The sequence below is a fragment of the Mycobacterium sp. SM1 genome (assembly GCF_018361265.1).
In the GTDB taxonomy this organism is placed as follows: domain Bacteria; phylum Actinomycetota; class Actinomycetes; order Mycobacteriales; family Mycobacteriaceae; genus Mycobacterium.
The window spans coordinates 1,590,396-1,616,115 of sequence record NZ_JAFLNH010000001.1 but is presented as its reverse complement, the minus strand read 5'-3'; the positions used below and the strand labels follow the sequence as shown (position 1 = coordinate 1,616,115).

General features: G+C 67.6%; 21 protein-coding genes, 3 tRNA genes and 1 pseudogene. 12 read left to right on the top strand and 13 right to left on the bottom strand.

Translation table 11 applies throughout. The features are described from left to right. Positions 1-48: 48 nt before the first annotated feature. The 6 genes and pseudogenes from MSM1_RS07400 to MSM1_RS07375 all read right to left on the bottom strand — a co-directional run bounded on the left by MSM1_RS07400 (position 49) and on the right by MSM1_RS07375 (position 4,456). A complete protein-coding gene (locus MSM1_RS07400) occupies positions 49-1,548 on the bottom strand; it encodes a cell wall metabolism sensor histidine kinase WalK (RefSeq protein ID WP_213440868.1) in 1,500 nt (499 codons plus the stop codon). Further along, complete coding sequence (locus MSM1_RS07395) at positions 1,526-2,230, bottom strand: response regulator transcription factor (RefSeq protein ID WP_213441550.1); 705 nt, start codon at positions 2,228-2,230, stop codon at positions 1,526-1,528. The genes MSM1_RS07400 and MSM1_RS07395 overlap by 23 nt, the downstream gene beginning before the upstream one ends. 173 nt (positions 2,231-2,403) lie before the next feature. Then, positions 2,404-2,559, bottom strand: a complete 156-nt coding sequence (locus MSM1_RS07390) for a DUF6131 family protein (RefSeq protein ID WP_213440867.1) — start codon at positions 2,557-2,559, stop codon at positions 2,404-2,406. Then, positions 2,556-2,832: pseudogene (locus MSM1_RS07385) on the bottom strand (hypothetical protein). The gene MSM1_RS07390 and the pseudogene MSM1_RS07385 overlap by 4 nt, the downstream one beginning before the upstream one ends. Before the next feature lie 242 nt (positions 2,833-3,074). Beyond that, the gene (locus tag MSM1_RS07380; RefSeq protein WP_213440866.1) at positions 3,075-3,488 is read right to left on the bottom strand and encodes an MmcQ/YjbR family DNA-binding protein; all 414 of its coding nucleotides are present in this window, start codon (positions 3,486-3,488) and stop codon (positions 3,075-3,077) included. Between the two features lie 29 nt (positions 3,489-3,517). Beyond that, on the bottom strand, positions 3,518-4,456 hold the full coding sequence (locus tag MSM1_RS07375; RefSeq protein WP_213440865.1) for a class I SAM-dependent methyltransferase: 939 nt from the start codon (positions 4,454-4,456) through the stop codon (positions 3,518-3,520). Between the two features lie 98 nt (positions 4,457-4,554). On the opposite strand from MSM1_RS07375, the gene MSM1_RS07370 reads away from it, so the two are divergent. Next, a complete protein-coding gene (locus tag MSM1_RS07370) occupies positions 4,555-5,553 on the top strand; it encodes a phosphotransferase family protein (protein ID WP_213441548.1) in 999 nt (332 codons plus the stop codon). Between the two features lie 40 nt (positions 5,554-5,593). On the opposite strand, the gene MSM1_RS07365 is transcribed toward MSM1_RS07370, so the two are convergent. From MSM1_RS07365 to MSM1_RS07355, 3 genes are all read right to left on the bottom strand, one after another. Beyond that, on the bottom strand, positions 5,594-7,045 hold the full coding sequence (locus MSM1_RS07365; RefSeq protein WP_213440864.1) for a DUF4185 domain-containing protein: 1,452 nt from the start codon (positions 7,043-7,045) through the stop codon (positions 5,594-5,596). Between the two features lie 230 nt (positions 7,046-7,275). Next, positions 7,276-7,348: transfer RNA gene (locus MSM1_RS07360), tRNA-Arg, on the bottom strand. A gap of 19 nt (positions 7,349-7,367) precedes the next feature. Then, positions 7,368-7,456 (bottom strand) — tRNA-Ser (locus MSM1_RS07355). 143 nt (positions 7,457-7,599) lie between these two features. On the opposite strand from MSM1_RS07355, the gene hisC reads away from it, so the two are divergent. After that, complete coding sequence (gene hisC, locus MSM1_RS07350; RefSeq protein ID WP_213440863.1) at positions 7,600-8,712, top strand: histidinol-phosphate transaminase; 1,113 nt, start codon at positions 7,600-7,602, stop codon at positions 8,710-8,712. 62 nt (positions 8,713-8,774) lie between these two features. On the opposite strand, the gene MSM1_RS07345 is transcribed toward hisC, so the two are convergent. Continuing rightward, positions 8,775-9,359, bottom strand: a complete 585-nt coding sequence (locus MSM1_RS07345; protein WP_213440862.1) for a TIGR03086 family metal-binding protein — start codon at positions 9,357-9,359, stop codon at positions 8,775-8,777. Between the two features lie 27 nt (positions 9,360-9,386). On the opposite strand from MSM1_RS07345, the gene MSM1_RS07340 reads away from it, so the two are divergent. After that, positions 9,387-10,211, top strand: a complete 825-nt coding sequence (locus MSM1_RS07340; protein ID WP_213440861.1) for a crotonase/enoyl-CoA hydratase family protein — start codon at positions 9,387-9,389, stop codon at positions 10,209-10,211. A 47-nt stretch (positions 10,212-10,258) separates the two neighbouring features. Continuing rightward, positions 10,259-11,515 (top strand): lipase LipE, encoded by a 1,257-nt coding sequence (gene lipE, locus MSM1_RS07335; protein WP_213440860.1) that lies wholly within the window; start codon positions 10,259-10,261, stop codon positions 11,513-11,515. Between the two features lie 81 nt (positions 11,516-11,596). Here lipE and MSM1_RS07330 read toward each other — a convergent pair. Together MSM1_RS07330 and MSM1_RS07325 are read right to left on the bottom strand one after the other, a co-directional pair. Next, a tRNA-Ser gene (locus MSM1_RS07330) sits at positions 11,597-11,686 on the bottom strand. A 78-nt stretch (positions 11,687-11,764) separates the two neighbouring features. Beyond that, positions 11,765-12,277 carry a MarR family winged helix-turn-helix transcriptional regulator gene (locus tag MSM1_RS07325; protein ID WP_213440859.1) on the bottom strand — a complete coding sequence of 171 codons (513 nt, stop codon included), beginning with the start codon at positions 12,275-12,277 and terminating at the stop codon, positions 11,765-11,767. Positions 12,278-12,345: 68 nt separating this feature from the next. Here MSM1_RS07325 and MSM1_RS07320 point away from each other — a divergent pair, with 68 nt between their 5' ends. Further along, positions 12,346-13,338: an NAD(P)H-quinone oxidoreductase gene (locus MSM1_RS07320; protein ID WP_213440858.1), complete on the top strand. Its 993-nt coding sequence runs from the start codon at positions 12,346-12,348 to the stop codon at positions 13,336-13,338. A gap of 15 nt (positions 13,339-13,353) precedes the next feature. Here MSM1_RS07320 and MSM1_RS07315 read toward each other — a convergent pair whose 3' ends face one another. Further along, positions 13,354-14,550: a cysteine desulfurase-like protein gene (locus MSM1_RS07315; RefSeq protein WP_213440857.1), complete on the bottom strand. Its 1,197-nt coding sequence runs from the start codon at positions 14,548-14,550 to the stop codon at positions 13,354-13,356. 109 nt (positions 14,551-14,659) lie between these two features. Here MSM1_RS07315 and MSM1_RS07310 point away from each other — a divergent pair, with 109 nt between their 5' ends. The 7 genes from MSM1_RS07310 (at position 14,660) to MSM1_RS07280 (ending at position 25,700) form a co-directional block, all read left to right on the top strand. Further along, complete coding sequence (locus MSM1_RS07310; protein WP_213440856.1) at positions 14,660-16,633, top strand: DUF6541 family protein; 1,974 nt, start codon at positions 14,660-14,662, stop codon at positions 16,631-16,633. A 14-nt stretch (positions 16,634-16,647) separates the two neighbouring features. Further along, positions 16,648-17,166 (top strand): bacterial proteasome activator family protein, encoded by a 519-nt coding sequence (locus tag MSM1_RS07305; protein WP_213440855.1) that lies wholly within the window; start codon positions 16,648-16,650, stop codon positions 17,164-17,166. A 13-nt stretch (positions 17,167-17,179) separates the two neighbouring features. Next, complete coding sequence (locus tag MSM1_RS07300; protein ID WP_213441546.1) at positions 17,180-18,010, top strand: ABC transporter ATP-binding protein; 831 nt, start codon at positions 17,180-17,182, stop codon at positions 18,008-18,010. After that, positions 18,003-18,914: a glycosyltransferase gene (locus MSM1_RS07295; RefSeq protein ID WP_213440854.1), complete on the top strand. Its 912-nt coding sequence runs from the start codon at positions 18,003-18,005 to the stop codon at positions 18,912-18,914. The genes MSM1_RS07300 and MSM1_RS07295 overlap by 8 nt, the downstream gene beginning before the upstream one ends. Before the next feature lie 155 nt (positions 18,915-19,069). Further along, positions 19,070-19,906, top strand: a complete 837-nt coding sequence (locus MSM1_RS07290) for an ABC transporter permease (protein ID WP_213440853.1) — start codon at positions 19,070-19,072, stop codon at positions 19,904-19,906. 172 nt (positions 19,907-20,078) lie between these two features. Further along, positions 20,079-20,717, top strand: a complete 639-nt coding sequence (locus MSM1_RS07285) for a class I SAM-dependent methyltransferase (protein ID WP_213440852.1) — start codon at positions 20,079-20,081, stop codon at positions 20,715-20,717. A gap of 129 nt (positions 20,718-20,846) precedes the next feature. Continuing rightward, entirely contained in the window at positions 20,847-25,700 is a 4,854-nt protein-coding gene (locus MSM1_RS07280) for a cation-translocating P-type ATPase (protein WP_213440851.1), read from the top strand. Positions 25,701-25,720 lie beyond the last annotated feature (20 nt).

Genomic DNA, 25,720 nt, shown 5'->3' with positions numbered 1-25,720 from the left:
TTCACACCATCCGGCCATCCGCCGCCGTGACGGCGCAGAGAGCAACCGCTACGCGCTTACCGTAAGCGGCAGGCGCACCGTGAATTCGGTACGGCCCGGCACGCTTTCGACGGCGATCGTGCCGTCATGCGCCTTGATCACCGCCGAGACGATCGCCAGGCCGAGCCCGGTGCTCCCACCCCGACGGGAGCGGGAGGTGTCGCCGCGGGCGAACCGCTCGAAGACCTCCGACTGCAGCCGCGCTGGAATTCCGGGGCCGTTGTCGATCACTTGCAGCACGGTGTGCGCCGGCCCGATGGTCAGCCGTGTGGTCACGACGGTTCCGGGGCCGGTGTGGATGCGGGCGTTGGCGAGCAGGTTGCTCACCGCCTGGTGCAGCCGGGCCGCGTCGCCGGCGACGACCACCGGCTGCTCGGGCAGGTCGAGCTCCCACAGGTGATCCGGCCCGGCGACGTGCGCGTCGTTGACCGCGTCGAGCACCACCCGCGACAGGTCCACCGGTTCGCGTTCCAGCGGCCGTCCGGAGTCCAGGCGGGCTAACAGCAGCAGGTCTTCGACCAGGCGGGTCATCCGCTCGGTCTCGGACTGCACGCGGCTCATCGCGTGCGCCACCGCGTCGGCGGCCGCGTCATTCTGGCGCATCCGTTGCGCGAGTTCGGTGTAGCCGCGGATCGCCGCCAGCGGCGTGCGCAACTCGTGGCTGGCGTCGGCGACGAACTGGCGCACCCGGGTCTCGCTGGCCTGCCGTGCCCCCAGCGCAGCCGCGATGTGATCGAGCATCCGGTTCACCGCCAAGCCGAGCTGGCCCACCTCGGTGCGGGGGTTCGCGTCGGGTTCGGGCACCCGCACCGGCAACGCCACCTCACCGCGGTCCAGCGGCAGATCGACGACTTCGCCGGCGGTGTGCGCGACACGCCGCAAGGGCGCCAGCGCCCGCCGGACGATCGCCAGGTCCGCAGCCGTCGCCGCGGCCAGCGCGACCGCCGTGACCACCCCGAAGATGATCAGCATCCGGATCATGGTGGCATCCACATTGGCCATCGATAGGCCGGTGACGATGACGTCGCCGCCGCCGCGCCGGGTACCGGCGGCAACCAGGCGGTATCGGCCCAGGCCATTAAGGTCGCGGGTGATCGGGGCACGCTCGGCGGCGATCGACGCCAGCTGGGCTTTGGCGGTATCGGTCAACGCCTCCCGAGAACCGCTGCTGGACAGGTAGCCCGCATCGACCGTCACACCATTGCTGATCACGGCCGCGACCATGCCGGCCGGCTGACCCGGAGCATCCAGAAAGCGTGGGCCCGGGCCCGGCCGCGGCATGTCATGTCGCCGCAAAAGGCGTGGTGGTTGGCGGTAGATCAGCGCCGAGCGGTTGGAGGCGCTGCGCAGTTGCCCGTCGAGCTGCGCCAACAGGTGGTGGTACAACGCCAACTCGGTCGCCGCGCTGATACCGATACACACGACGGCAAGCACGACGACCTGGCCAACCAGCAGCCGCAGCCGAAGCGACCAGGTCCGGCCCCGCCTAACGAGCCGGCTTGAGGACATAACCGGCGCCGCGCAATGTGTGGATCATCGGTTCGCGGCCGTTGTCGATCTTCTTGCGCAGGTAGGAGATGTACAGCTCCACAATGTTGGACCGGCCGCCGAAGTCGTAACTCCACACCCGGTCGAGGATCTGTGCTTTGCTCAGCACCCGCTTGGGGTTGCGCATCATGAACCGCAACAGTTCAAACTCGGTGGAGGTCAACGAGATCGGATCACCGCCGCGGGTGACTTCGTGGCTGTCCTCGTCGAGCACCAGGTCCCCGACCACAAGCTGCGCACCGCTGTCTATCGTCGTCACCCCGGTGCGCCGTAGCAGCGCCCGCAGTCTCAGCACGACTTCTTCGATGCTGAACGGCTTGGTGACGTAGTCGTCGCCGCCGGCGCTCAGCCCCGCGATGCGGTCCTCCACCGCGTCCTTGGCCGTCAGCAGCAGCACCGGCAGCCCGGGATTCTGCTCACGCAGTTTGCGCAGCACCTCCAGCCCGCTCATGTCGGGCAGCATCACGTCGAGGACCACGACGTCGGGGCGCTGGGCGCGGGCCGCGGCGACCGCCGTCGCTCCATCACCGGCGCTGGTGACGTTCCAGCCCTCGTAGCGCAGCGCCATCGACACCATCTCGGCCAGCACGGCCTCGTCATCGACCACCAGAACGTTGATCGGGTTGCCGTCGGCACGGCGCATCACCACACGCTCGACTGGCGTGCCGGATTGGGTCACGGCATCAAGTATCCGCGCGGGAATAGGCCGAAGCTGTGCGCACCCTATGCGCAAGCTGTGTAACCGTTATGCGGGTGGTGACGGGCACGGTTAGCGCGCCCAGCGGATTGATGGGCGCCTACCAGTGCTGCGGGCGCTCAGTACCGATAGCGCCTGCCGGCAACCGGCCGGCCGACACTGCCCAAGATCCAGAGCACCGCACCGGTCACCAGCAGGATGGTGCCCAACACCCATAGCAGGTGGATGCTGAAGACAAAACCGAGGATGAGCAAGATGACTCCGAGCACGATCATGACGACTCCATTCCAATGCGGTGTTCGATGTCGAATGCTTTCATCGAACTAGGTTGCGGCAAATGACAATTCACTTTCGGGTTGAGTCCCGCGTAGTTCAACGGTCCGGCAATCACGGTTACCGCGATGTTTCCGGCGGTGGCGCAGCTAATGTCCCCGCCTTTGAAGTAGCCACGCTGCCACGCCGCCAGTACCACCGATCAGCAACCACACCAGAACAACCACGCCAACGAGTTCGCCGGCCCGCGCCCGGTGCCGCATCGTGACCTCCATTTGTATCGGCGAAATCCCCAGGGAACTTAACCGTACCCCGGCTGGGGAATTTCCAAACATAGCGCGACAAATTCCCGCAATGGATACTGGCCGGGAAAGTTGAAAAGGTGGTTGCATTCGGGCGGAAATTGCTGGCTCCGGCATGGGGGTTCACGCAAGCATGGCGCGCGTATACACCAGACCCGCAGCGTCTTGGCCCCCGGCAAAGAGCGCCGATTGTCCAACCGGCCCGCCCACCTGCGCTATGGATGACGAGAAGCGAGCCAGGCGGCGGCGCGCCTCTTCGACGCCCGCGCTAACCAGGCGTCCTGGATCACCTCGGCGAGTTCGGTTCTGCTGAATTCCCCCAATCGATTAGCCCGCACCAGTACCGAGGGGTGTCCGTCGAAATGGCTGGTGGTGAAAAACGGCGAGCCCGGATCCTGGACAAGGGCCAGCTTGTCGCTTTCCGATTCCACCCACAACATGATCACGTCGGTATAGCGTTCGCCGGTGACCGGGTCGGTCGCGTCAGGTTGCGGAGTCCGGAAGAACACGAAAGACTTGCCACCCACCTGATAGATCGGGTTGCCCTTGGGGCCTTCTACCCGCGTCGTGTGCGGCATCGACGCGGCGATCTCATGCACATCGCCGACCCGGGCAGGTCGCTCGACCACAGCGTTCGACGCTACCGACCACGGAGCCTTCAGCCGCCACGGCGCCGGGCGGAGATGAAAACGGTTGGCGGGATTACGTCCGTGTCTGGGATGCGGCGCCCATAGCGACTCAGCAACTCCGCAAGGGTCACCGTCGACGCGTCCCAGCCGCGGCCGCGCAGCCAGTCCGCAACGTCGGTGCGCTCTTGGGCATACCACAGTTCCTCGAAGTCGGGTATCTCGGTGTCGAGCAACCGCGCGGCCGCGGACCGCAGGCGCTTCATCTCCGCACGCTGGCGTGTCACCCGATCGGGGTCGAGGAAGCCCTCACCGGGCGCGTTGGCGGCAAACCAGGAGCCGGCAGCGCTCAGCTCGTGGACGCGCCCGATCAACAGGTCCTGGGCGGCCACCGACAGGTAGCGGAGCAGCCCCTCAGCCGACCACGCGGTTGGGTGCGCTGCGTCAAAACCGGCTTTCCGCAGCGCCTTCGGCCAGTCCTGACGCAGATCGACCGGAACACTCACCAGGTTTGCCTTCGGGCGCGCGCCATGCCGCTGCAAAGTGGCGGACTTGAACTCCAGCACTTTGGGCTGGTCCAGCTCATACACCGTGGTCCCGGCGAGCCAGGGCAGCCGCCACGCCCGCGCGTCCAAGCCGGCCGCCAGTATCACTATTTGGCGCACGCCGGCGTCGGCGGCGCTGTGGAAGAACTCGTCGAGAAACGCGGTGCGCACGGCCATGAAGTCGATCATCACGCGCATCCGCGCCCGTAGATCCGGCTCGTTGTCGACCAGTCGGGCCGCCAGTGCGGGATTCGCCATCACGGTCCACAGCCCTGTTCCCGCCGCGTCCACAAACACCCGGGCGAACGGGTCGCGGATGATGGGGTTCTCGCTTTCGGTTTCCGCGGCACGCGCCGCGGCTACCCCCAGCGCGGTGGCTCCCACGCTCTCGGTGATGTCCCAGGAATCGTTGTCGGTGCGCGGCATTATGGTTCCTCGGTTAGCAGGACGATGCGATGTCGCCGGTGACGCTAAACACCCAGGGTAGGTTCTGGCACGTGGACCTGAAAGCGATAGCGGAATGGATGTCCCGGCAGGGTCTGGGTGCGGGGCCGCTTGAAGATGTTCGCGAGATCAGCGGCGGGACGCAGAACATCATGTTGCGGTTCACCAGGTCCGGGCGCGAATACGTGCTGCGCCGCGGACCGCGGCACCTGCGTCCGCGCAGCAATGTGGTGATCCTGCGGGAGACGCGGGTATTGGCGGCGCTGGCCGGCACCGACGTGCCGCATCCGCATCTGATCGCCGTCTGCGACGACCCCGCGGTGCTCGGTGACGCGGTGTTTTACCTGATGGAGCCGGTCGACGGGTTCAACGCCGGCGAAGAACTCCCGCCGCTGCACGCGAGTGATCCGGCCGTGCGCTACCAGATGGGGCTGTCGATGGCCGACGCGCTGGCGAAGCTGGGCGCCGTCGACTACGTCGCTGTCGGGCTCGCCGACTTCGGCAAACCCGAGGGGTTTCTGGAACGCCAAGTGCCGCGCTGGCTTTCGGAGTTGGAGTCCTATCGGGAGTTCGAGAACTATCCCGGACCGGACATCCCCGGCGTCGATGACGTCGCGAAGTGGCTCGAGCAACACCGGCCGTCATCGTGGGCGCCGGGCATACTGCACGGCGACTACCACGCCGCCAACGTGATGTTCTCCCGCACCGGACCCGACGTGGTGGCCATCGTCGACTGGGAGATGTCCACCATCGGCGACCCGCTGCTGGATCTGGGCTGGTTGCTGGCCACCTGGCGGCAACAAGACGGGTCCGCTGTCTTCGAGCACGCCCTCACCTCGTTTGACGGCTTGCCCAGCACCGACGAGCTGGTCGAGCGCTATGCCCGCAACACCACCCGCGATCTGTCGCACATCACCTGGTACACCGTGCTGGCCTGTTTCAAGCTGGGCATCGTCATCGAAGGGACGCTAGCGCGGGCCTGCGCGGGTAAGGCCGAAAAGGAAGTGGGTGAGCAACTGCACGCGGCCACGGTACGGCTGTTCGAGCAGGCCCTGGAGCTTATACAACGGCGGGCGTGATCGATTTCGGGAACCCGACTTCGGGCCTTCTGCGCCGTGGCTATGGCAGTTCGGTGTGCATCAGCATCACGTCGTATGCCGACCACAGCGACAGGTTGAAATACAGGTCTTTGCCCGATGACCAGGGATGGATCATCGGTGCGTAGATGCCGCCAGGCATCTGGAATGAGGAAACGAGCAATTGCTCCGGACTCCATGGCCCTTGCGGTGCCGGCGCAGTTCTGGCCACGACGTCGTTGGCGCCGTTGGTGTAGAGCACCAGGTATTGCTTGAGATAGTTGTTGTATTGCGCAGACATTTCGCCCACCGGGCCCGGGATGACCGGCGTGGCCGCACCCGGATTGTTCGGGACCCAGGTGTTGCTCTCGCCGTTCCAGTACTGGTATTTGGTGAGATCCGGCACAAAGTTCTGCGGTACTCGCGCCAGATAGGCCGAGCCGCCGCGCCCGGCCGGGGTCCCAAACGAGTAGACGTAACCGTCACCTGGCCGCATGAATGCGCCCATCTGGAAATTCTCGTTGCCCGGCACGTACCGAACGCCCGGAACACTGTCTGGCGAAGGCGTGCGAACGGTCCCCGGGTAGATCCCCCAGTTCTGGCCATTGTCGGGAGACATCGCGATCGCCGAATAGTTCGTTGCCCATTCGCCATCACGGCCCCACCGCTTGATGGACATGAAGTTGATGTATTGAGTCCGCCCGACGGAGATGCCGGCGGTCGGAATCATGCCCTCCTGGGTCGGCGCCCACTTGATGCCGGGAAGGATCTGCTTGGAAAAGTTCACTTGCCGTACCGGCGAGCCGGAGTATTTGTTGAATGGCACGCCGGGGCCCACGCTGATCCCATCGGAGAGATTACGGTCGCCGCTGCGAAACAGCGTGTTGTATCGCCACTGCTGGCCGTGAACTCGGCAATAGCCGAACGTGTCGCCGAAGGCCATGAGCACCTGGCGGTTGACGGGATCGCCGTTATCCCAAAGGATTCCGAGGTCGGTACCGGAAATGCCGAAACGCTCGAGGGTTTTGTTCGGGCTGTTGGGCCCCGTCACCCACTCAACCAACGAAGTCGGTGCGCCGGCGATCGAGGCGGGGGGTTCCGGCGACGGCTGAGCGGCGTTCGGGCTTAACTGGGCAGCATCCGGGGGTGCTTGGTTGCCCGCACCGGGCGGGGTGGGCGGGGGCGGGATGATCGCCGCTTGCTGTTGCACCGGCGCGGCGTATCGAGTACCCGGATGCAGCAAGGCAGATATCAGCGGACCGAGCCTGGGCAACGGCGCGTTCTCGTTCGCGCCACGCGGCCTGCGACCGCTCGGTGGCCGGACGACCGGCGCCGGGGCGGGCGTTACCGGGGTCGCCGCAGGCGGGTCGACGTTCGCTTCGGGAGCGGTGCAGGGCAGGGCTGTCACCGGGGGAGCCAGACCCACCGCGGCGATGAATCCGATCGCGGCCGCCGGCGCCACCGTTAGCGAGACGATTCGGGGAACCGGCGCCACATCACACCTTTCCGGGAAAACCAGGACGTCACGGCGACGTCAGCCATTAACTGATGTGACGATAGTTGCCTAAGTGACTTTTGTGTTAGGTGATCCACCGATGGGTATGCATCCGTGACGGTGTCGCAAACCAATCGGTATCGTCGGAGGGCCTCAGCGACGCCCTGACCTGCCCAATGGTCGGCACCCTCAGCGTTGTGGCTGCGCACCAGAAATGCCCGGGGGAGGGGCGCGCCCGAAGGGATTCGAACCCCCAACCTTCTGATCCGTAGTCAGATGCTCTATCCGTTGAGCTACGGGCGCACGTGTTCAGTTGTCACGGCGGAGGCGAGAGGATTTGAACCTCCGGTCCCCGGTAAAGAGGACAACTCATTAGCAGTGAGTCCCATTCGGCCGCTCTGGCACGCCTCCTCGGACGTTCTGAGAGTACCCGAACCTCCCGGGCGGATGACGCGGGCCGGGCAGCCGCCCGAACAACAGGCCGTGGCGGGCCAGGTGGGGAGCCCGCGGGCACCGGAGGCGCAGCGCAGACCGGCCCGACCTATGCTGTCGGCGTGACCGTGCGCCTGCGCCCCGAGCTGGCCGGGCTGCCGGTTTACGTCCCGGGCAAGACCGTGCCCGGCGCCATCAAGCTGGCCAGCAACGAGACCGTGTTCGGCCCGCTGCCCAGTGTCCGGGCGGCCATCGAACAGGCCACCGATACCATCAACCGCTACCCGGACGCCAGTTGCGCCGAGCTCAGGGCGGCCCTCGCCACGCACTTGAACCGGTGCCACGGTGGGGGCTTTACCCCCGAGCACATCGCCGTCGGCTGCGGTTCGGCCAGCCTGTGCCAGCAGCTCATCCAGATCACCGCCTCCGTGGGTGAGCAGGTGCTCTTCGGGTGGCGCAGCTTTGAGATCTATCCATTGCAGGCCCGGGTCGCCGGTGCTACCGCCATCCGCGTGCCGCTGACCGACCACACCTTCGACCTGGACTCCATGCTCGCCGCGATCACCGAGCGCACCCGGCTGATCTTCGTCTGCAACCCGAACAACCCGACATCTACCGTTGTCGAGCCCGCCGCCCTGACCCGCTTCATCGAGGCCGTGCCGGCGCGCATCCTGATCGCCATCGACGAGGCCTATATCGAATACGTGCGCGACGGGTTGGCTCCCGACAGCCTGGAGCTGGCTCGAACACGCAGCAATGTTGTTGTCCTGCGGACATTTTCGAAAGCTTATGGGCTGGCCGGTTTGCGGGTGGGCTACGCGATCGCCCACCCCTCGGTGATCACGGCGCTGGGCAAGGTCGATGTCCCGTTCAGCAAGACGAGCATCTCACAAGCCGCGGCGATCGCCTCACTGCAGGCCGCCGACGAGTTGCTGGCCCGCACCGACGGCGTGGTCGCCGAGCGGCTGCGGGTCAGCGCCGGCCTGTGCGATGCCGGCTACCCGGTGGCGCCGTCGCAGGCCAACTTCGTGTGGCTGCCACTGGGCGAGCTCACCGGGGACTTCGTCGATCGGGCCGCGGATGCCGGCATCGTGGTGCGCCCGTTCCCGCCCGACGGGGTGCGGGTCACCATCGGGGCCCCCGAGGAAAACGACGTCTTTTTGGGCTTCGCCCGCAGCTGGATCGCGCATGGCCGCCAGCATCGGGGCGGCGGCTCGAGCAGCGGCTCACGATGAGAACCCCATCCGCTCGCGGAGCAGAGCCACCATCTGAAGCAGCGGATCGGCGCGGCGGCCCGTTACCGTGCGGGGTTACGCCCGGTGAACGCGATCAAGCGAGCGATCGCGCTGGCGTCATCGGCGACGGCAACAGGATCGGCGAACCCCGCCGCCTTTCGGCTGTGCGGCGTGATGATCTTTCGGGCAGTCCCGAGCACGTACTCGGCCAACGGCTCCGGCACGTCGAGGTCACGTCCGGTCGCCGCCGCGTAATCCCACGCGTGCACCAGGAATTCGATTGACAGGATGCCAACGGCCGCCGCGGCGGGCGCCTCATTGGCGCCCAGCGCCACCATGCCGTCCAGCCCGTGGCGCTGCCAGGCGGTTATCGCCGGCTGGGCCATGGTGATCACCTGGCGCTCGATCGAGGCACTCTGGTCCCGCGGCGGGAATTGCTCGCCCACCGCACCGCCGATCATGGTGATCACGTTCAGCAGATGGTCGGTCAGGCCCGCGACGTCGAACGCCGGGCAGGGCGTCTGCTTCGACAAATCCGCCCGCGAGATCGAGCGCAGGACCTGCTGCAAGACGCGCAGGGAGTCTTCGGCGCTCGCGAGGTCGTCGGTCGGCGCCGGATAGGAGCCGGGCTGCACATCAGAAGTCATTCCGTCAGACTACGGTTGTATAGGCATATGGGCCACTCGTACGAATCCGTCACCGTCGAGACCAATGACCACGTTGCTCGGGTGACGTTGGTCGGACCGGGCAAGGGCAACGCGATGGGCCCGGCGTTCTGGGCGGAGCTGCCCGGGCTGTTCGCGGAACTAGACGCCGACCGCGACGTGCGGGCCATTGTCATCACCGGGTCGGGTCACAACTTCAGTTACGGCCTGGACTTACCGGCGATGGGCCCAGTGCTCGCCCCGCTGCTAGCCGGCGACGCGGGGGCCCGGCCACGCGCCGACTTCCACGCCGAGGTGCTGCGCATGCAGCAGGCCATCACCGCCGTCGCCGACTGCCGGACCCCCACCATCGCCGCGGTGCACGGCTGGTGCGTCGGTGGCGGCGTCGACCTGATTTCCGCGACCGATATCCGCTACGCCAGCGCTAACGCCAAGTTCTCCGTGCGCGAGGTCAAGCTCGCGATCGTCGCGGACATGGGCAGCCTCGCGCGGCTGCCGCTGATCCTGTCCGACGGGCACCTGCGCGAGCTCGCGCTAACCGGCAAGGACATCGACGCCGGCCGCGCCGAAAAGATCGGCCTGGTCAACGACGTCTTCGCCGACGCCGGGGCCACCTTGTCCGCCGCCCACACTACCGCCGCCGAGATCGCCGCCAACCCGCCGCTGACGGTCCGGGGAATCAAGGACGTGCTTGACCAGCAACGGATGTCACGGGTGTCGGAAAGCCTGCGCTACGTCGCCGCCTGGAACGCGGCCTTTTTGCCGTCCAAAGACCTCACCGAGGGGATCAGCGCGGCGCTGGGCAAGCGCGAGCCTCGGTTCACCGGGGAGTAGACGCGGGGTACACGCACGTCCACGAAGACGCACGTACGCTGACGGACGTGACCGCCCCAGATGTTCGTTTAGGCAGAATCCGCGTCCCGGCCGACCTCGACGCCGTCACGGCAATCGGTGAGGAAGACCACTCGGGCCTTGGCGCCGCGGCCGTCGAGCGGATCTGGCAGGCCGTGCGCCACTGGTACCGGGCCGGAATGCACCCGGCGATCCAGTTGTGCCTGCGACATCACGGCCGGGTGGTGCTCAACCGGGCAATCGGTCACGCCTGGGGCAACGCCCCGAGCGACCCACCCGACGCCGAAAAGGTTCCGGTGACGACGGACACGCCGTTTTGTGTGTACTCAGCGGCCAAAGCGATCACCGCGACCGTGGTCCATATGCTCGTCGAACGCGGCTACTTCTCACTCGACGATCGCGTCTGCGAGTATCTGCCCGGGTATACCGGCCATGGCAAGGAGCGCACCACGATCCGCCACGTCATGACCCACAGCGCCGGGGTGCCGCTTGCTCCCCGGCGTAAGCCCAACGTCACCCGGGTGGACGACAGCGAATACGCGCGCCGAAAACTCGGTGAGCTCCGGCCCCTCTACCCGCCGGGGCTGATCCACATGTACCACGCGCTGACCTGGGGACCGTTGACACGGGAGATCGTTTCGGCCGCCACCGGCAAGAACATTCGTGACATCCTCGCCGCCGAGGTCCTCGACCCGCTGGGATTCCGCTGGACGAACTACGGCGTTGCGGCCCAAGATGTCCCATTGGTCGCGCCGAGTCACGCCACCGGAAAGCCGCTGCCCGGCCCGATTGCCGCGGTTTTCCGCAAGGCCATCGGCGGCACTGTTCACGAGGTCATTCCGTACACCAACGAGCCGCTGTTTCTCACCAGTGTGATCCCGTCGTCGAACACTGTTTCCAACGCCAACGAACTGTCGCGGTTTGCTGAAATTTGGCGTTGCGGTGGTGAACTCGACGGCGTGCGCATCATGCGAGCGGAAACGCTGCGTAACGCGGTGCGGCAGTGCCGGCGGCTGCGGCCCGACGTCGCGACGGGGTTGATGCCGCTGCGCTGGGGTACCGGGTTCATGCTGGGGTCCACCAGATTCGGGCCGTTCGGCCGTAACGCGCCGGCCGCGTTCGGCCATCTCGGCTTGGTGAACATCGCCATCTGGGCCGACCCCGAGCGTGGTCTTGCGGCCGGGCTGGTCAGCAGCGGCAAACCCGGCAGGGATCCCGCGGCCGACCGCTACACCGCCCTGATGGACACCATCACCGCCGTGATCCCGCGGGAGACCCGCGGGTAAAGACCGGGCCGCTGCCCCAGGCGAAACACGGCTGGCGACGACCGAGTGCCAGACGGCCCGCGTCCGGGTGGCACAGGTGGCTGGCGGTGGCGGAGGGATTTGAACCCCCGGACGGTGTTAGCCGTCTCTCGCTTTCAAGGCGAGTGCATTAGGCCGCTCTGCCACGCCACCGCCGACCAGCGTAACGGCGCTGCGCTCGGCGACGATGCGGGCCGCGGGGACGCTCGAAGGCGACCGGGGCCGGGGAGCTCACCTCCGGCCGGACTTCGCTGATCCGCGGTTTGGTTTCAGCCCGGCGTTGATCCGCCGGCAACTCTCCGCTATCGCGGCGAGTTGCGAGCGCGACAGCCGCCCCACAAAATACGTCCGCACGCCTTCGGCGTAGGTCACCATGGCACGTTCGGCCACCGCCCGGCCCTCGTCGGTGATGGTGGCCACCACACCACGCGCGTCGTCCGGGCTTGTCCCGCGCCGCACCAACCCATCCGTTTCCAGCCGGCGGATTTGCCTGGTTAGACGGCTCGGCAGCGCGGGCAGCGCGTCCGCCAGGTCCCCCATCCGGGCGCTCCCGGTGGGCGAGCCGTCCAATATTTCCAGCACCCGCACATCCGCCAGCGACAACCGGTGCGCATCGGCCAGCCGGCGGTTCAGCATCGCAGGCAACCGCAGCGTGGTGTCTAAGAAGTTCTGCCACGACCGCTGTTCGGCGATATCCAGTCCGGGCAGCTCCTTGCCTGTCCGGCCGGTGAGCGGGCCGCCCATGACGTAATGTTAGGCGGCGCAGCACCGATGCGGATAGCCGAAATCCGCAACGCACTAGGGTGTTCGGCATGCGCGCCATCGTCATCGAACCCGCCGGGCAACTGGTATGGCAGGAAGTGCCGGATGCGACGCCGGGCGCGGGGGAGGTGCTGATCAAAGTCAGCGCCGCCGGTGTCAACCGGGCAGACCTGCTACAGGCCGCGGGCCGTTATCCACCGCCGCCGGGGGCCAGTGAAATCCTCGGGCTAGAAGTATCCGGCGTCATCGCCGCCGTCGCTGCCGGTGTCACCGAATGGTCTGTCGGCCAAGAAGTCTGCGCATTGCTCGCCGGCGGGGGATACGCCGAGTACGTCGCCGTTCCCGCCGGCCAGGTGATGCCGATTCCCGGCGGCGTCGACCTGCTGGAGGCCGCCGGGCTGCCGGAGGTGGCCTGCACCGTGTGGTCGAACCTGGTGCTGACCGCTCACTTGAGCGCCGGCCAGCTGGTCTTGATCCATGGCGGTGCCAGCGGCGTGGGCAGTCACGCCATCCAGGTCGCCCGCGCGCTGGGCGCCCGGGTCGCGGTCACCGCCGGGTCGCCCGTCAAGCTTCAACTGTGCCGCGAGCTAGGCGCCGCGATCGCCATCGCCTACCACGACGAGGACTTCGTCACACGGCTGCGGGAAGCGACCGACGGCGCGGGCGCCGACGTGATCCTGGACATCGTGGGCGCTGCCTATCTGGACCGCAACATCGACGCCCTGGCCGACGACGGCCAGCTGATCGTCATCGGCCTGCAGGGCGGGGCGCGGGCCGAGCTCAACCTCGGCAAGCTGATCAGCAAACGCGTGCGCGTGATCGGCACCGCCCTGCGGGGCCGACCGCCTACCGGCCCCCACGGCAAAGCCGTCATCGTCGACGCGGTGGTGCGATCGGTCTGGCCGATGATCGCCGACGGGCGGGTCCGCCCCGTCATCGGTGCGCGGATGCCCATTCAGCAGGCCGCCGACGCGCATCGACTACTGACGTCGGGGCGGGTCAGCGGCAAAGTGGTTCTGACGGTTGAGGCCAGCGGGCGGTGATGAAGCTCGACACGCCTACCCGAACGACGCCAATGCGCGCACCAGCTGGTCGACCTCGGCTGTCGTCGAGTACTGGGCCAACCCCACGGTGACCGCCCCGCCGACGTCGTTGACGCCGATCACGTCAAGCACCCGGGAACTCGAGTTGCAAATCGCCAGAATCCCGTTGTCCGCCAGCCGCTGCACCACCCGCTCGGCCGGCACCTCGTGGACAGCGAAACTGACCACCGGGATTCGCGCCTCAGGCCGGCCGATCACCATCACCAGCGGCAACGACCGCAGCGACATCATCAGGTAGTCGAAGACCCGGCTCATGTAGGAAGCGGCGGACTGCATCGAGACGGACAGCCTTTCGCGTCGGCTGCCGCGAGCGGACTCGTCGAGTGCGGCCAGATACTCGATGCTGGCGACCACGCCGGCGAGCAAAGCGAACTGATGGACGCCAAGCTCCAAACGCGCCGGCCCGCGGGCGTGCGGATCGGTCGAGACCGAACCGAACGAGTCGATCAGCGCCGGGTCACGAAACACCAACGCCCCGATAGGCGGACCGCCCCACCCCACAGCGTTTAACGCCACCACGTCCGCGTCGGTCTCGTGTATATCCATCAGCCGGTACGGCGCGGCCGCGGAATGGTCAACCACCACCAGGCCACCGATGTCATGGACCAGCTTGGTCACCGCCCGTAGATCGGTGACCGTGCCCAGGGTGCCCGACGCCGAGGTGACGGCGACCAGCCTCGTCGCCTGGCCGATCAGGCTCTCCCATTGCCAGCCGGGCAGCTCACCGGTTTCGATGTCGACCTCGGCCCATTTCACCCGGGCGCCGTGGCGGTGGGCCGCCCGCAGCCAGGGGGCGATATTCGCTTCGTCGTCTAGCCGGGTGACGATCACCTCGTAGCCCAGCCCGGCCCGCGAGGATGACGCATCGGCCAGCGAGGTCAGCAAAACCGTCCGATCGGCGCCCAGCACCACCCCGCGCGGATCGGCGTTAAGCAGGTCGGCCACCGCCTCGCGTGCCGCGTCGAGCATGGCTGCGCTGCGCTTTGCCGCCGGGTGCGCGCTCCCGATGCTCGGAAGCGATCTGCGAAAGGCCGTCGATACGGTGGTCGCCACCGACTCCGGGATCAGCATTCCCGCCGGCGCGTCAAAGTGCACCCACCCGTCACCCAGCGACGGGTGAAGACCGCGCACCCGGGCGACGTCGTAAGCCATGCCAGCCACCTTAGAGTTTCCGCTACTCCGCAAAGCCACCACGGTAGCGGGCGCCCGGATGCGTCCCCGCCGTCCCGAGCCAGGTCACCCGGCCAGCCATACTAGTCGCGTGGGCCTAGCGAGCGGAGTGCTAATCGCATTGTTTTTGCTGATAGCACCCGGGGCGCTGGTCGCGCGTCGCGCGCAGCTAACGTGGCCGGTCGCCGCCGCGGTTGGCCCACCACTGACCTACGGGACGGTGGCGCTGGCCATTGTTCCGTTCGGCGCGCTCGGAATCCCTTGGAGCGCTTGGACAGCGTTGATGACGCTGGCTGTGGTCGCGGCACTCGCTTCCGGTTTGCGGGTGCTATTGGCCCGCTATCGCGACGCCGAAGGCGATGACCGGGCCTTCGGCGGCCGGCCCGCGCTGACGGTGGCCGCCGGAGTGGTGCTCGGCGCGCTGTTGATCGGCTATGCGGCGCTTCGCGGTATCCCGTACTGGCAATCCATCCCCAGCACCTGGGACGCGGTCTGGCACGCCAACACCGTCCGCTTCATCCTCGACACCGGTCAGGCCTCGCCAACCCACATGGGTGAGCTGCGCAACGTCGAAACCCACGCGTCGTTGTACTACCCGTCGACATTTCACGCCCTGGTCGCGGTGCTGGCCCGGCTGACCGGCGCGGCGCCGACCACCGCGTACACCCTTAGCTCGCTGGCGGCGGCGATCTGGCTGTTCCCGGCCAGCGCTGCCATCCTCACCTGGTGCATGCTGCGCTCCGACGGCCCCCATGTGGCCACCCTGGCCGCGGCCACCGCGGCGGCGCTGGCGGCGTCGTTCACCGCCGTCCCCTACGTCGAGTTCGACACCGCCGCCATGCCGAACATGGTGGCCGACGGGATCGCCGCGCCGACTTTTGCCCTGATCACCTCCACACTGCGGCACCGTGACCGCATCCCGATGGCGGCGCTGGCACTGGTGGGCCTGTTTTCGGTGCACATCAGCGGTGGGGTCGTCGTGATGCTGCTGCTGGCGGCGTGGTGGCTGCTGGATGCCCTGTGGCAGCCGGTGCGTGGCCGGTTTGCCGACGGGATGGCGCTGCTCGGCGTCCTGGCGCCGAGCGCGCTGGCGCTGTTACCGCAATTCCGCAGCGTGAAACGCCAGGAAGAGATCATCGCCGGGCACTCCTACCTGACGTATCTGAGCAAAAAGCGCGGCTTGTTCGACGCCGTGTTCCAGCACTCTCGGCACCTCAACGACTTCCCGGTGCAGTACGCGCTGATCGCGCTGGCGGCCATCGGCGGGATGGTCCTGCTCATCAAGAGGATCTGGTGGCCGCTGGCGGTGTGGCTCTTGCTGATCGTGGTGAACGTCGACTCGGGAACACCGCTGGGCGGTCCGGTCGGCGCGCTAGCCGGGGCGTTTGGTGAGTTTTTCTACAAGGATCCGCGCCGATTGGCGGCGGCGACGACGTTGCTGCTGACACCGATGGCCGGCATCGGGCTGGTTGTGGCGGTCCAGGCCCTGCTGACGGTCATAAGACGGCTCGCCAATCGGGTGCCGGCACGGCCATTGCCCGCCCCGGCGTGGGACGCGGCCACCGCGCTACTGCTGGTGGTGGCGACCCTGGCTTGCGGGTGGCACTACTTTCCGCGGCACCGGTTTTTGTTCGGCGACAAATATGACTCGGTGATAATTGACCGAAAAGACCTGGAGGCCATGGCCTACCTGGCCAGCCTGCCCTGCGCCCGGCACACACTGATCGGCAACGCCAACACCGACGGGACCGCGTGGATGTATGCGGTGGCCGGCCTGCATCCGTTGTGGACGCATTATGACTATCCGGTGCAGCAGGGCCCGGGCTATCACCGCTTCATCTTCTGGGCTTACGCCAACAAAGCCGACCACGATCGGCGCGTCATCGAGGCGGTGCAGGTGCTCAACATCCGCTACGTCCTGATCAGCACGCCCACGGTGCGGGGGTTCGTGATCCCCGACGGACTAGTGTCGCTAGAGAAGTCGAAGTCGTGGGCTGAGATCTACGACAACGGTGAGGCCCGGATCTACGAATGGCGAGGACATAACGCCAGCGCAAAGTGCTAGAACATGCGTAAAGGATGGTGACTGCGTTGAGTACCGGCGACGACAACATTGAGGTCATCGGGGTTGACCCGCGTCTGGTGGCGGGCAAGGACGAGACTGACGACGACGACCATTCGCTGACCGATTTGGTCGAGCAGCCCGCCAAGGTGATGCGTATCGGCACCATGATCAAGCAGTTGCTCGAGGAAGTGCGGGCCGCGCCCCTGGACGAGGCCAGCCGTCACCGGCTCCGTGAGATCCACGCCACCAGCATCCGCGAGCTCGAAGATGGGCTGGCGCCGGAGCTGCGCGAGGAGCTGGACCGGCTGACCCTGCCGTTCAGCGAGGACGCCGCCCCGTCGGACGCGGAGTTGCGGATCGCGCAGGCCCAGCTGGTCGGCTGGTTAGAAGGATTGTTCCACGGAATCCAAACGGCGCTGTTCGCCCAGCAGATGGCCGCCCGTGCGCAACTGGAAAAGATGCGCCAGGGTGCGCTGCCACCCGGGGTGAAACCCGGCCAGTCCGGCGGCCACGGCACCGGCCAATACCTGTGAGCCGACAACGGTGCTGGTATCTGGGCCTCGCATCGAAACCCGCAACGCGTGGGTCGAGTTCCCCATCTTCGATGCCAAGTCCCGGTCGCTGAAGAAGGCCTTTCTCGGCAAAGCCGGTAGCCCGATCGGACGTAACAGCTCCAACGTCATGATCATCGAAGCGCTGCGCGATATCACCATGTCGCTGAGTTTGGGCGATCGCGTCGGCCTCGTGGGACATAACGGGGCGGGGAAATCGACGCTGCTGCGCCTACTTTCGGGTATCTACGAGCCAACGCGCGGCTCGGCGACGGTGATCGGCAGGGTAGCGCCGATCTTCGATCTCGGGATCGGTATGGATCCGGAGATCTCCGGCTATGAGAACATCATCATCCGCGGTCTGTTCCTCGGGCAGACCCGCAAACAGATGCAGGCCAAGGTCGACGAGATCGCCGAGTTCACCGAGCTGGGTGATCACCTATCGATGCCGCTGCGCACCTATTCCACCGGTATGCGGGTGCGCCTGGCGCTGGGCGTGGTCACCAGTATCGACCCCGAGATCCTGCTGCTCGACGAGGGCATCGGCGCCGTGGACGCCGACTTCATGAAAAAGGCCCGGCCCCGGCTGCAGCGCCTGGTGGAGCGTTCGGGAATCCTGGTGTTCGCCAGCCATTCCAACGAGTTCCTGGCCCGGTTGTGCAAGACCGCGATGTGGATCGACCACGGCAGGATCAGGCTCACCGGTGGCATCGAGGACGTGGTGCGCGCTTACGAAGGCGAGGACGCCGCCCGGCATGTGCGCGAGGTGATCGCCGAAACCAACGCCGAGCAGCCGCTCGCGTACAAAGCTTGCGCGGATGACTGAGTCGGTATGCGCCGTCGTGGTCACCTATCGCCGGACCGACGAGCTGGTGAAGTCGCTGGGCGCGCTGACCGCCCAGACCCGGCGCCCCGACCATCTGATCGTGGTCGATAACGCGCATGACGATCGCGTCCGAGATCTGGTGGCCGGCCAGCCAATCCCGGCGACCTACCTGGGGTCACGTCGAAATCTCGGTGGCGCAGGAGGTTTCGCTTTGGGCATGTTGCATGCTCTAGCATATGGCGCCGATTGGGTGTGGCTGGCCGACGACGACGGGCGTCCGCAGGACGCGGATATGCTGGCAAGGTTGCTGGCATGCGCGGCAGAGCATGGCCTGGCCGAGGTGTCGCCGATGGTGTGTGACATCGACGATCCGGCATGGCTCGCCTTCCCGTTGCGCCGCGGCCTGGCGTGGCGACGGCAGGTCAGCCAACTGCGCACCGCACCCGGCCAGGACTTGCTGCCGCGGATCGCGTCACTGTTCAACGGCGCCCTGTTTCGGGCGTCCGCTATCGAGGCGATCGGCGTTCCCGACCTGCGGCTTTTCGTTCGTGGCGACGAAGTGGAAATGCACCGTCGGCTGGTTCGCTCCGGTCTTGCGTTCGGAACCTGCCTTGACGCCATCTACCTGCATCCCTGCGGGTCCGGCGAGTTCAAGCCGATCCTGGCCGGCCGGATGCACACCCAGTACCCGGAGGACCCCACCAAGCGATACTTCACCTACCGTAACCGCGGTTACCTGCTGTCCCAGCCGGGACTGCGCAAGCTGCTGGTGCAGGAGTGGCTGCGGTTCGGCTGGTTCTTTTTGGTGACGCGGCGCGATCCCAAGGGCTTGCTGGAGTGGTTTCGGCTGCGGCGTCTGGGGCGCCGCGAGAAATTCGGATGCCAGCAGGAGCGGCGCAAATGACCCCCGCCGGCGACGATGCAGAACGAAGCGATGAGGAGGAGCGGCGCAGATGACCCCCGCCGGCGACGATGCAGAACGAAGCGATGAGGAGGAGCGGCGCAGATGACCCCCGCCGGCGACGATGCAGAGCGAAGCGATGAGGAGGAGCGGCGCAGATGACCCTCGCCGGCGACGATGCCGCCTCGACGTCGAAGACGCTCAGCCGTGCCTGGCGGGACCTGGTCGAGGGCTATCACCGCCACGAATTGTGGCTGCACCTCGGGTGGCAGGACATCAAACAGCGGTACCGCCGCTCGGTGCTGGGACCGTTCTGGATCACCATAGCCACCGGCACCACCGCCGTGGCGATGGGCGGCCTGTACTCCAAGCTTTTCCACCTTGAGCTCTCGGCGCACCTGCCGTACGTCACGCTCGGCCTGATTGTCTGGAACCTGATCAACGCCGCCATCCTGGAAGGTGCCGAGGTGTTCGTCGCCAACGAGGGACTGATCAAACAATTGCCGACGCCGCTCTCGGTGCATGTTTACCGGCTGGTGTGGCGCCAGATGATTTTGTTCGCCCACAACATCGTCATCTACCTGGTGATCGCGGTCATCTACCCCAAGCCATGGTCGTGGGCCGACTTGTCGGTAATACCGGCGCTGGCGCTGATCGTCCTCAACGCCGTTTGGGTGTCGCTATGCTTCGGCATCTTGGCAACCCGCTACCGCGACATCGGCCCACTGCTGTTTTCCGTGGTGCAGTTGTTGTTTTTCATGACACCGATCATCTGGAGCGACGAGACACTGCGCCAGCAAGGCGCGGGACGCTGGTCGAAGATCGTCGAACTCAACCCCCTGCTGCACTACCTCGACATCGTGCGGGCACCGCTGCTGGGCGCCCAGCAGGAGCCGCGGCACTGGGTGGTCGTCGTCGCGCTGACCTGTCTCGGTTGGACGCTGGCAGCGTTCGCGATGCGCCAGTACCGCGCCCGGGTGCCGTACTGGGTGTGAGCGTCACCTGCCGCTGCTATCGGGCGCGCCTTTGCGTCGTCCCGTCAGCAACCGGGGTCTTGCGGCGATCCCCGCGAGGCAACGATTCTAGGGTGGTGGCTCAGCTAAAAGTGAGCGCGAAGCGTGGGCTGGTGGCTCACACTAGCGACTGCGCTGTTACGCTCACCGGGAAATGAAGGCAGCACCTCAGCGGCGCAGCCTCAACAGCGCTGTCACCCGGTTTTGGAGTTTCGCGGCCCCGGTCTACGACTTTTCCTTGCTGCAGCACTGGGTTTACCGTCCGGCGCACGACGAGGTAATCGCGCAATTGCGCGCCCACCGATCGCGCAAGATCGCCGATGTCGGCTGTGGCACAGGCATTCTTGCCGACCGGATCGATCGCGAGCTACACCCCGAGGAAATCTACGGCGTGGACATGTCGGACGGGATGCTCGCCGTGGCGCGCGCCAGATCGGCCCGGGTGCAGTGGGTGCGCAGCCCGGCCGAGCGGCTGCCCTTCGCCGACGGGGCGCTCGACGCAATCGTGACCACCTCGGCGTTCCATTTTTTCCACCAGGAAGCGGCGTTACAGGAATTCTCGCGCGTGCTCGCTCCCGGCGGGCTGGTGGCGGTCGCGGCGTTAAGCGCGCGCCAGCCTGTCTTGCAGGGCCCCAGGGCACTCGGGTGGAAACCCGCCCACCATGCTTCGGCCGCCGAAGTGCGGGCGTTGTTCGAGAGCGCCGGGTTCACCGTTTCCGAGCAACACCGTGTGCGGCGGCCGGCCTGGACCCGGATCATTTCGGACGTCATCACCGTTGGCGCCAAGCCGTAAATCGATGACCGTTATTGGTCGAGGATTGTGAAGTCCCAAAGCCCGAAGTTCCAGAGTCCGCGGGAGGCTGTCGGTCAATATATTCGCTAGCGGGAGCGAGACACGCCGGCCAAGGTGAAGGATGACGCGATGAAAGTCCCGGGCATAGCCGCTGCCGTCGGTGGGGTGACCGGTGGCGCAGTGCAGCTGGTGCGAGCCGGGTCCAGCGGCGCGGCAGGTGTGGTGGGCGTGGTCCAGGCGCTGGCCGGCCCGATGGTGCAGTCCGCAGGTCGATCACCCGGCCGCCAGCCAGGAACCGGCGCCTCTCATAGCGGCTCCCGCGGCGCCGTCGTCCCGCCGGTGCGCTGGCACAGTGGGCGGCGGGTGCATTTCGACCTGGATCCGTTGCTGCCGTTTCCGCGCTGGCATGAGCATGCGGCCGTGGCCGAGGAGCCGGTTCGCAAGATCCCGGGTGTGGCCACGGCCCATGTCGAAGGCTCATTGGGCCGGCTGGTCGTCGAACTCGAGGAGGACGCGGACAGCGACCGTGTGGTGAACTCGGTGCGTGACGCGGTTGCCGCTGCCGCGGCCGGTCTGTCCGCGGCCGGGCCGCAACCGGCGCCGCGAACCGCTCCATTCGCCGACCCGGGCGACCCATTGGCGATCGTGGTGCCGTGGATCGCTGCGGCAATGGACCTCCTGGCCGTCGGCGCCGCGGTCACCGGCTGGATCGGCCGACTGCCCGGCGCACCGCGAACCGTCCGAGCCGCGTCCGCCATCATCCACCAACCACGGGTGGTCTCCTTCCTTGAGTCGCGGCTGGGCCGGGTGGGCACCGATCTCGCTCTCAGCGCCTCGACCGCGGTGGCCGGCGGGTTGACCCGCGCGGTGGGGACGCCGCTGCTGGACCTCGCCCAGCGTGGCCTTCAGATCGCCGAAGCATCGGCTCACCGTGAGCGGTGGCGGCAGCGAGAGCCGGACCTTGCCGCACCCAACCGGCCACAGGCGCCGGTCGTGCCCGTCATCTCGTCGGCTGGAGCGGATTCCCAGACACCGCGGCACAGTTGGGCGGCCGCGGGTGAGGCGTCCCACGTCGTGGTCGAAGCCGCAATCGACACCGCAATCGACACCGCCAAGGGGTCGATGGCCGGGCCGGTGGAACAGTACGCCACTCAGGCGGCCAACGCTTCGCTGGTAGCCGCGGCGGGTGTGCTGCTGGCCGGTGGCGGGACCGAGGACGCGGCCGGCGCGGTGCTGGCGGGGGTGCCGGCGGCCGCGCATCTGGGCCGCCAGGCGTTCGCCGCGGTCCTGGGCCGCGGACTTGCTGACGCTGGGCATCTGGTCCTTGACCCAGGTGCTCTGCGGCGTTTTGATCGCGTGCAGGTGATTGTCGTCGACGGCGCGGCGCTGCGCGGTGATGCGCGCGCCGTGCTGCAGGCGCGGGGCGCCGTCCCCGGCTGGGATGATGACCGGGTCTACGAGGTCGCCGACGCGCTGCTGCATGGCGAGCAGGCACCCGAGCCCGACCCGGATGAGTTGCCGGCCACCGGGGCGCGCCTGCGCTGGGTTGCGGCGCCAGGGCCCGCCGCGGCGCCCGCCCATGGCCTGGAACACGCCGATCTTGTGGTCGACGGTCAACGCGTGGGCAGCGTAAAGGTTGGCTGGGAGATCGACCCGTTCGCGGTCCCGCTGCTGCAGGCGGCCCACCGCACCGGAGCCCGTGTTGTGCTGCGCCACGTTGCCGGCACCGAGGATCTGACGGTCAGCGCTACCGCGAGTCATCCCGCGGGTACATCGCTGCTGGAGCTGGTACGGGGGCTGCGGGCCGATCGCGGACCGGTGTTGCTGATCACCGCCTTGCACCCGGACTTCGCGTCGACCGACACGTTGGCCGCGTTAGCCGTCGCCGACGTCGGGGTCGCTCTCGACGATCCGCACGCGGCAACCCCATGGACGGCGGACATCATCACCGGCACCGACCTGACGGCCGTTGTGCGGATCCTCTCCGCATTACCGATGGCGCGACGGGTCAGTGAAACATCGGTGCGCCTGGCTCAGGGCGGCGCCACCCTTGCGGGGCTGCTGCTGGTCAATGGGAGCCCGCGCTCCGGGCGCAGCAATCCCCTGGCCCTGCGGCGCTGGCTTAATCCGGTTACCGCGGCCGCGGCGGCCGCTTTGGTGTCGGGAGCCCTTTCCGCCGGCGTGGTGCTCCGGCAGCCTGACCCGGCTCCCCAGCCGCTGACCGCCTGGCATGCCCTCGACCCGGAGATCGTCTATTCCCGGCTGACTAGCCGCAGCCAACCCTTGGGTGTCGAGCCTGGTGTCGCGCCGTGGCGACGCATGCTCGACGATCTGTCCTACAGCCCGCTGCTGGCGCCGCTGCGCGGACCGGTGCGTGGTCTGGGACGGCTGGTGGCCGCGACGCGGGCCGAGCTTGCCGATCCGCTGACCCCGATCCTCGCGGTGGGAGCTGCGGCGTCGGCGATCGTCGGCAGCAATGTGGACGCGCTGCTGGTGGCGGGGGTGACAACCGCCAACGCCATAACCGGCGGGGTGCAACGGTTGCGCGCCGAGGCCGCAGCCGCGGAGCTATTTGCCGAGCAGGAACGATACGCCCGCCGCGTGGTGGTCCCCGCGGTAGCAACAACGCGACGCCGGCTGGACGCATGCCGGAATGCCGAACGCACCGTCACGGTCACCGCACGTTCGCTGCGTCCCGGGGATGTCATCGACTTGGCCGCTCCCGACGTCGTGCCGGCGGATGCCCGGCTGTTGGTGGCCGAGGATCTCGAGGTCGACGAGTCCTTCCTCACCGGAGAGTCGCTGCCGGTCGACAAGCAGGTAGAGCCCGTCGCCCCCGGTGATACCGACCGGGCCAGCATGCTGTTCGGGGGCAGCACGATCGTCGCGGGCCATGCGCGGGCGATCGTCGTGGCCACCGGCGCCGGCACCGCCGCACAGCGCGCGATATCGGCGGTGTCCCATGTTGAAGCGGCACCGGGAGTACAGGCCCGGCTGAAGCAGTTGACCAGTAAAGTCCTGCCGTTGACGCTGGCCGGTGGGGCCGCGGTGACCGCCCTGGCCTTGCTGCGGCGCAGCTCGCTGCGTCAAGCGGTTGCCGACGGTGTCGCGATCGCGGTGGCCGCCGTGCCAGAGGGCCTGCCGTTGGTGGCCACCCTCGCCCAGCTTGCCGCCGCTCGGCGGCTGTCGCGGCGTGGAGCGCTGGTCCGCGCTCCACGAAGCATCGAAGCGCTGGGCCGAGTCGACACCGTGTGTTTTGACAAGACCGGCACGCTCACCGAAAACCGGCTGCACGTGGTCTCTGTCGTGCCGCGCGAGACCAGTCTCGACGGCCGCTGCCCCGTCGTCGCCGGGCCGGAGCAGGATCGCCCGGCTCCTCCTCAGCCACCACCCGGCCCCGTCGTCGCCGGGCCGGCAGCCGCCGCTGTGCTGCGGGCGGCAGCCCGGGCGTGCACGCAGCCCAGAGTGGGCAGGGGACACGCGCACGCCACCGACGAGGCGATCCTCATCGCCGCGAATTTGCTTGCTAGCGAAGGTGGTTCACAGTGGACCGTGCTGGCGGAGGTGCCGTTTGAGTCCAGCCGCGGCTACGCGGCGACGATCGGCACGGCGGGCGTGGGCGCCACCGGGCCGATGCTGATGCTCAAAGGGGCTCCCGAGACGGTTCTGCCGCGCTGTCGGTTCGCTGATCCGGACGCCGGCCGGGACCATGCGCAATCTTTGGTACATGCCCTGGCCGAGCAGGGTTTGCGGGTGATAGCGGTGGCGCAGCGTCCCTGGGACCGAAAGATCGGCGAGTCCGACACCGATGCCGACAGCGTCGACGCCGCCGCCCAAGACCTCGAGTTGCTCGGTTTCCTCGGGCTGGCGGATACCGCACGCGCATCGGCACGACCGCTGATCGCAACGCTGCAAGACACGGGGCGCAGCGTGGTGCTAATCACCGGCGATCATCCGGTGACCGCACGGGCGATCGCCCGCCAGCTGGGCCTGCCGCCGGATGCGCGGGTGGTAACCGGAACCGACCTTGCCGCCCTCGATGATGACGCGTTCGCCCAACTCGCCGCCGACGTGCAGGTCTTCGCCCGGGTCAGCCCGGAGCAAAAGGTGCAAATCGTCGCGGCGCTCAAACGCCGCGGGCGGGTGACCGCGATGGTCGGGGACGGCGCCAACGACGCGGCCGCGATTCGGATGGCCGAGGTGGGCATCGGAGTGAGCGGTCGCGGCTCTTCGGCCGCTCGCGGTTCCGCCGACATCGTGTTGACCGGGGATGACCTGGGTGTGCTGATCGACGCCTTGGTCGAGGGACGCGGTGTGTGGACGGGGGTGCGGGACGCGGTGAGCATTCTGGTCGGCGGCAATGTCGGCGAAGTGCTCTTCACCCTCATCGGGACTGCGCTGGGCACCGGGCGGGCGCCGGTGAGCACCCGGCAGCTGCTCTTGGTGAACCTGCTCACCGATATGTTCCCCGCGCTTGCGGTTGCCGTCACCCCGCAGTTCGAACAACCCGGGCAGACCCCGGGGAGCGCCGATGACGAGGCCGAGGAGCAGCTGCGGGCGCACCGGCGCGCGGTTTTGACCGGGCCGGCCCCCTCGCTCGACGCCCCGTTGATGCGGCAGATCCTTAGCCGCGGTGCCGTCACGGCCGCCGGTGCCACCGCCGCCTGGGCGATCGGCCGGTGGACACCGGGCACCGCGAGGCGCGCGTCGACAATGGGGCTTGCCGCGCTGGTGATGACGGAGTTGGCGCAGACACTGCTGACTCGCCGCCACAGCCCGCTTGTGGTGGCGACCGCGCTGGGCAGTACCGCGGCGCTGGTCGGCATCGTCCAAACCCCCGGCGTCAGCCACTTCTTCGGCTGCACGCCACTGGGGCCGCTGGCCTGGACCGGGGTGGGTGCTGCCACGGCAGCCGCCGCCGCTTTGTCGGTGCTCGCGCCCAACTGGCCGGCCATAACCGACGGGGCCGGGGCATCCGAATGACCCGCGGACTTTCGCCGGCG

Coding starts and splice junctions, on each gene's coding strand:
- MSM1_RS07400 (WP_213440868.1), bottom strand. CDS start 1,548: ATGTCCTCAAGCCGGCTCGTTAGGCGGGGCCGGACCTGGTCGCTTCGG.
- MSM1_RS07395 (WP_213441550.1), bottom strand. CDS start 2,230: ATGCGCCGTGCCGACGGCAACCCGATCAACGTTCTGGTGGTCGATGAC.
- MSM1_RS07390 (WP_213440867.1), bottom strand. CDS start 2,559: ATGATCGTGCTCGGAGTCATCTTGCTCATCCTCGGTTTTGTCTTCAGC.
- MSM1_RS07375 (WP_213440865.1), bottom strand. CDS start 4,456: ATGCCGCGCACCGACAACGATTCCTGGGACATCACCGAGAGCGTGGGA.
- MSM1_RS07370 (WP_213441548.1), top strand. CDS start 4,555: ATGTCCCGGCAGGGTCTGGGTGCGGGGCCGCTTGAAGATGTTCGCGAG.
- MSM1_RS07345 (WP_213440862.1), bottom strand. CDS start 9,359: ATGACTTCTGATGTGCAGCCCGGCTCCTATCCGGCGCCGACCGACGAC.
- MSM1_RS07340 (WP_213440861.1), top strand. CDS start 9,387: ATGGGCCACTCGTACGAATCCGTCACCGTCGAGACCAATGACCACGTT.
- MSM1_RS07325 (WP_213440859.1), bottom strand. CDS start 12,277: ATGGGCGGCCCGCTCACCGGCCGGACAGGCAAGGAGCTGCCCGGACTG.
- MSM1_RS07320 (WP_213440858.1), top strand. CDS start 12,346: ATGCGCGCCATCGTCATCGAACCCGCCGGGCAACTGGTATGGCAGGAA.
- MSM1_RS07315 (WP_213440857.1), bottom strand. CDS start 14,550: ATGGCTTACGACGTCGCCCGGGTGCGCGGTCTTCACCCGTCGCTGGGT.
- MSM1_RS07305 (WP_213440855.1), top strand. CDS start 16,648: ATGGTGACTGCGTTGAGTACCGGCGACGACAACATTGAGGTCATCGGG.
- MSM1_RS07295 (WP_213440854.1), top strand. CDS start 18,003: ATGACTGAGTCGGTATGCGCCGTCGTGGTCACCTATCGCCGGACCGAC.
- MSM1_RS07290 (WP_213440853.1), top strand. CDS start 19,070: ATGACCCTCGCCGGCGACGATGCCGCCTCGACGTCGAAGACGCTCAGC.
- MSM1_RS07285 (WP_213440852.1), top strand. CDS start 20,079: ATGAAGGCAGCACCTCAGCGGCGCAGCCTCAACAGCGCTGTCACCCGG.
- MSM1_RS07280 (WP_213440851.1), top strand. CDS start 20,847: ATGAAAGTCCCGGGCATAGCCGCTGCCGTCGGTGGGGTGACCGGTGGC.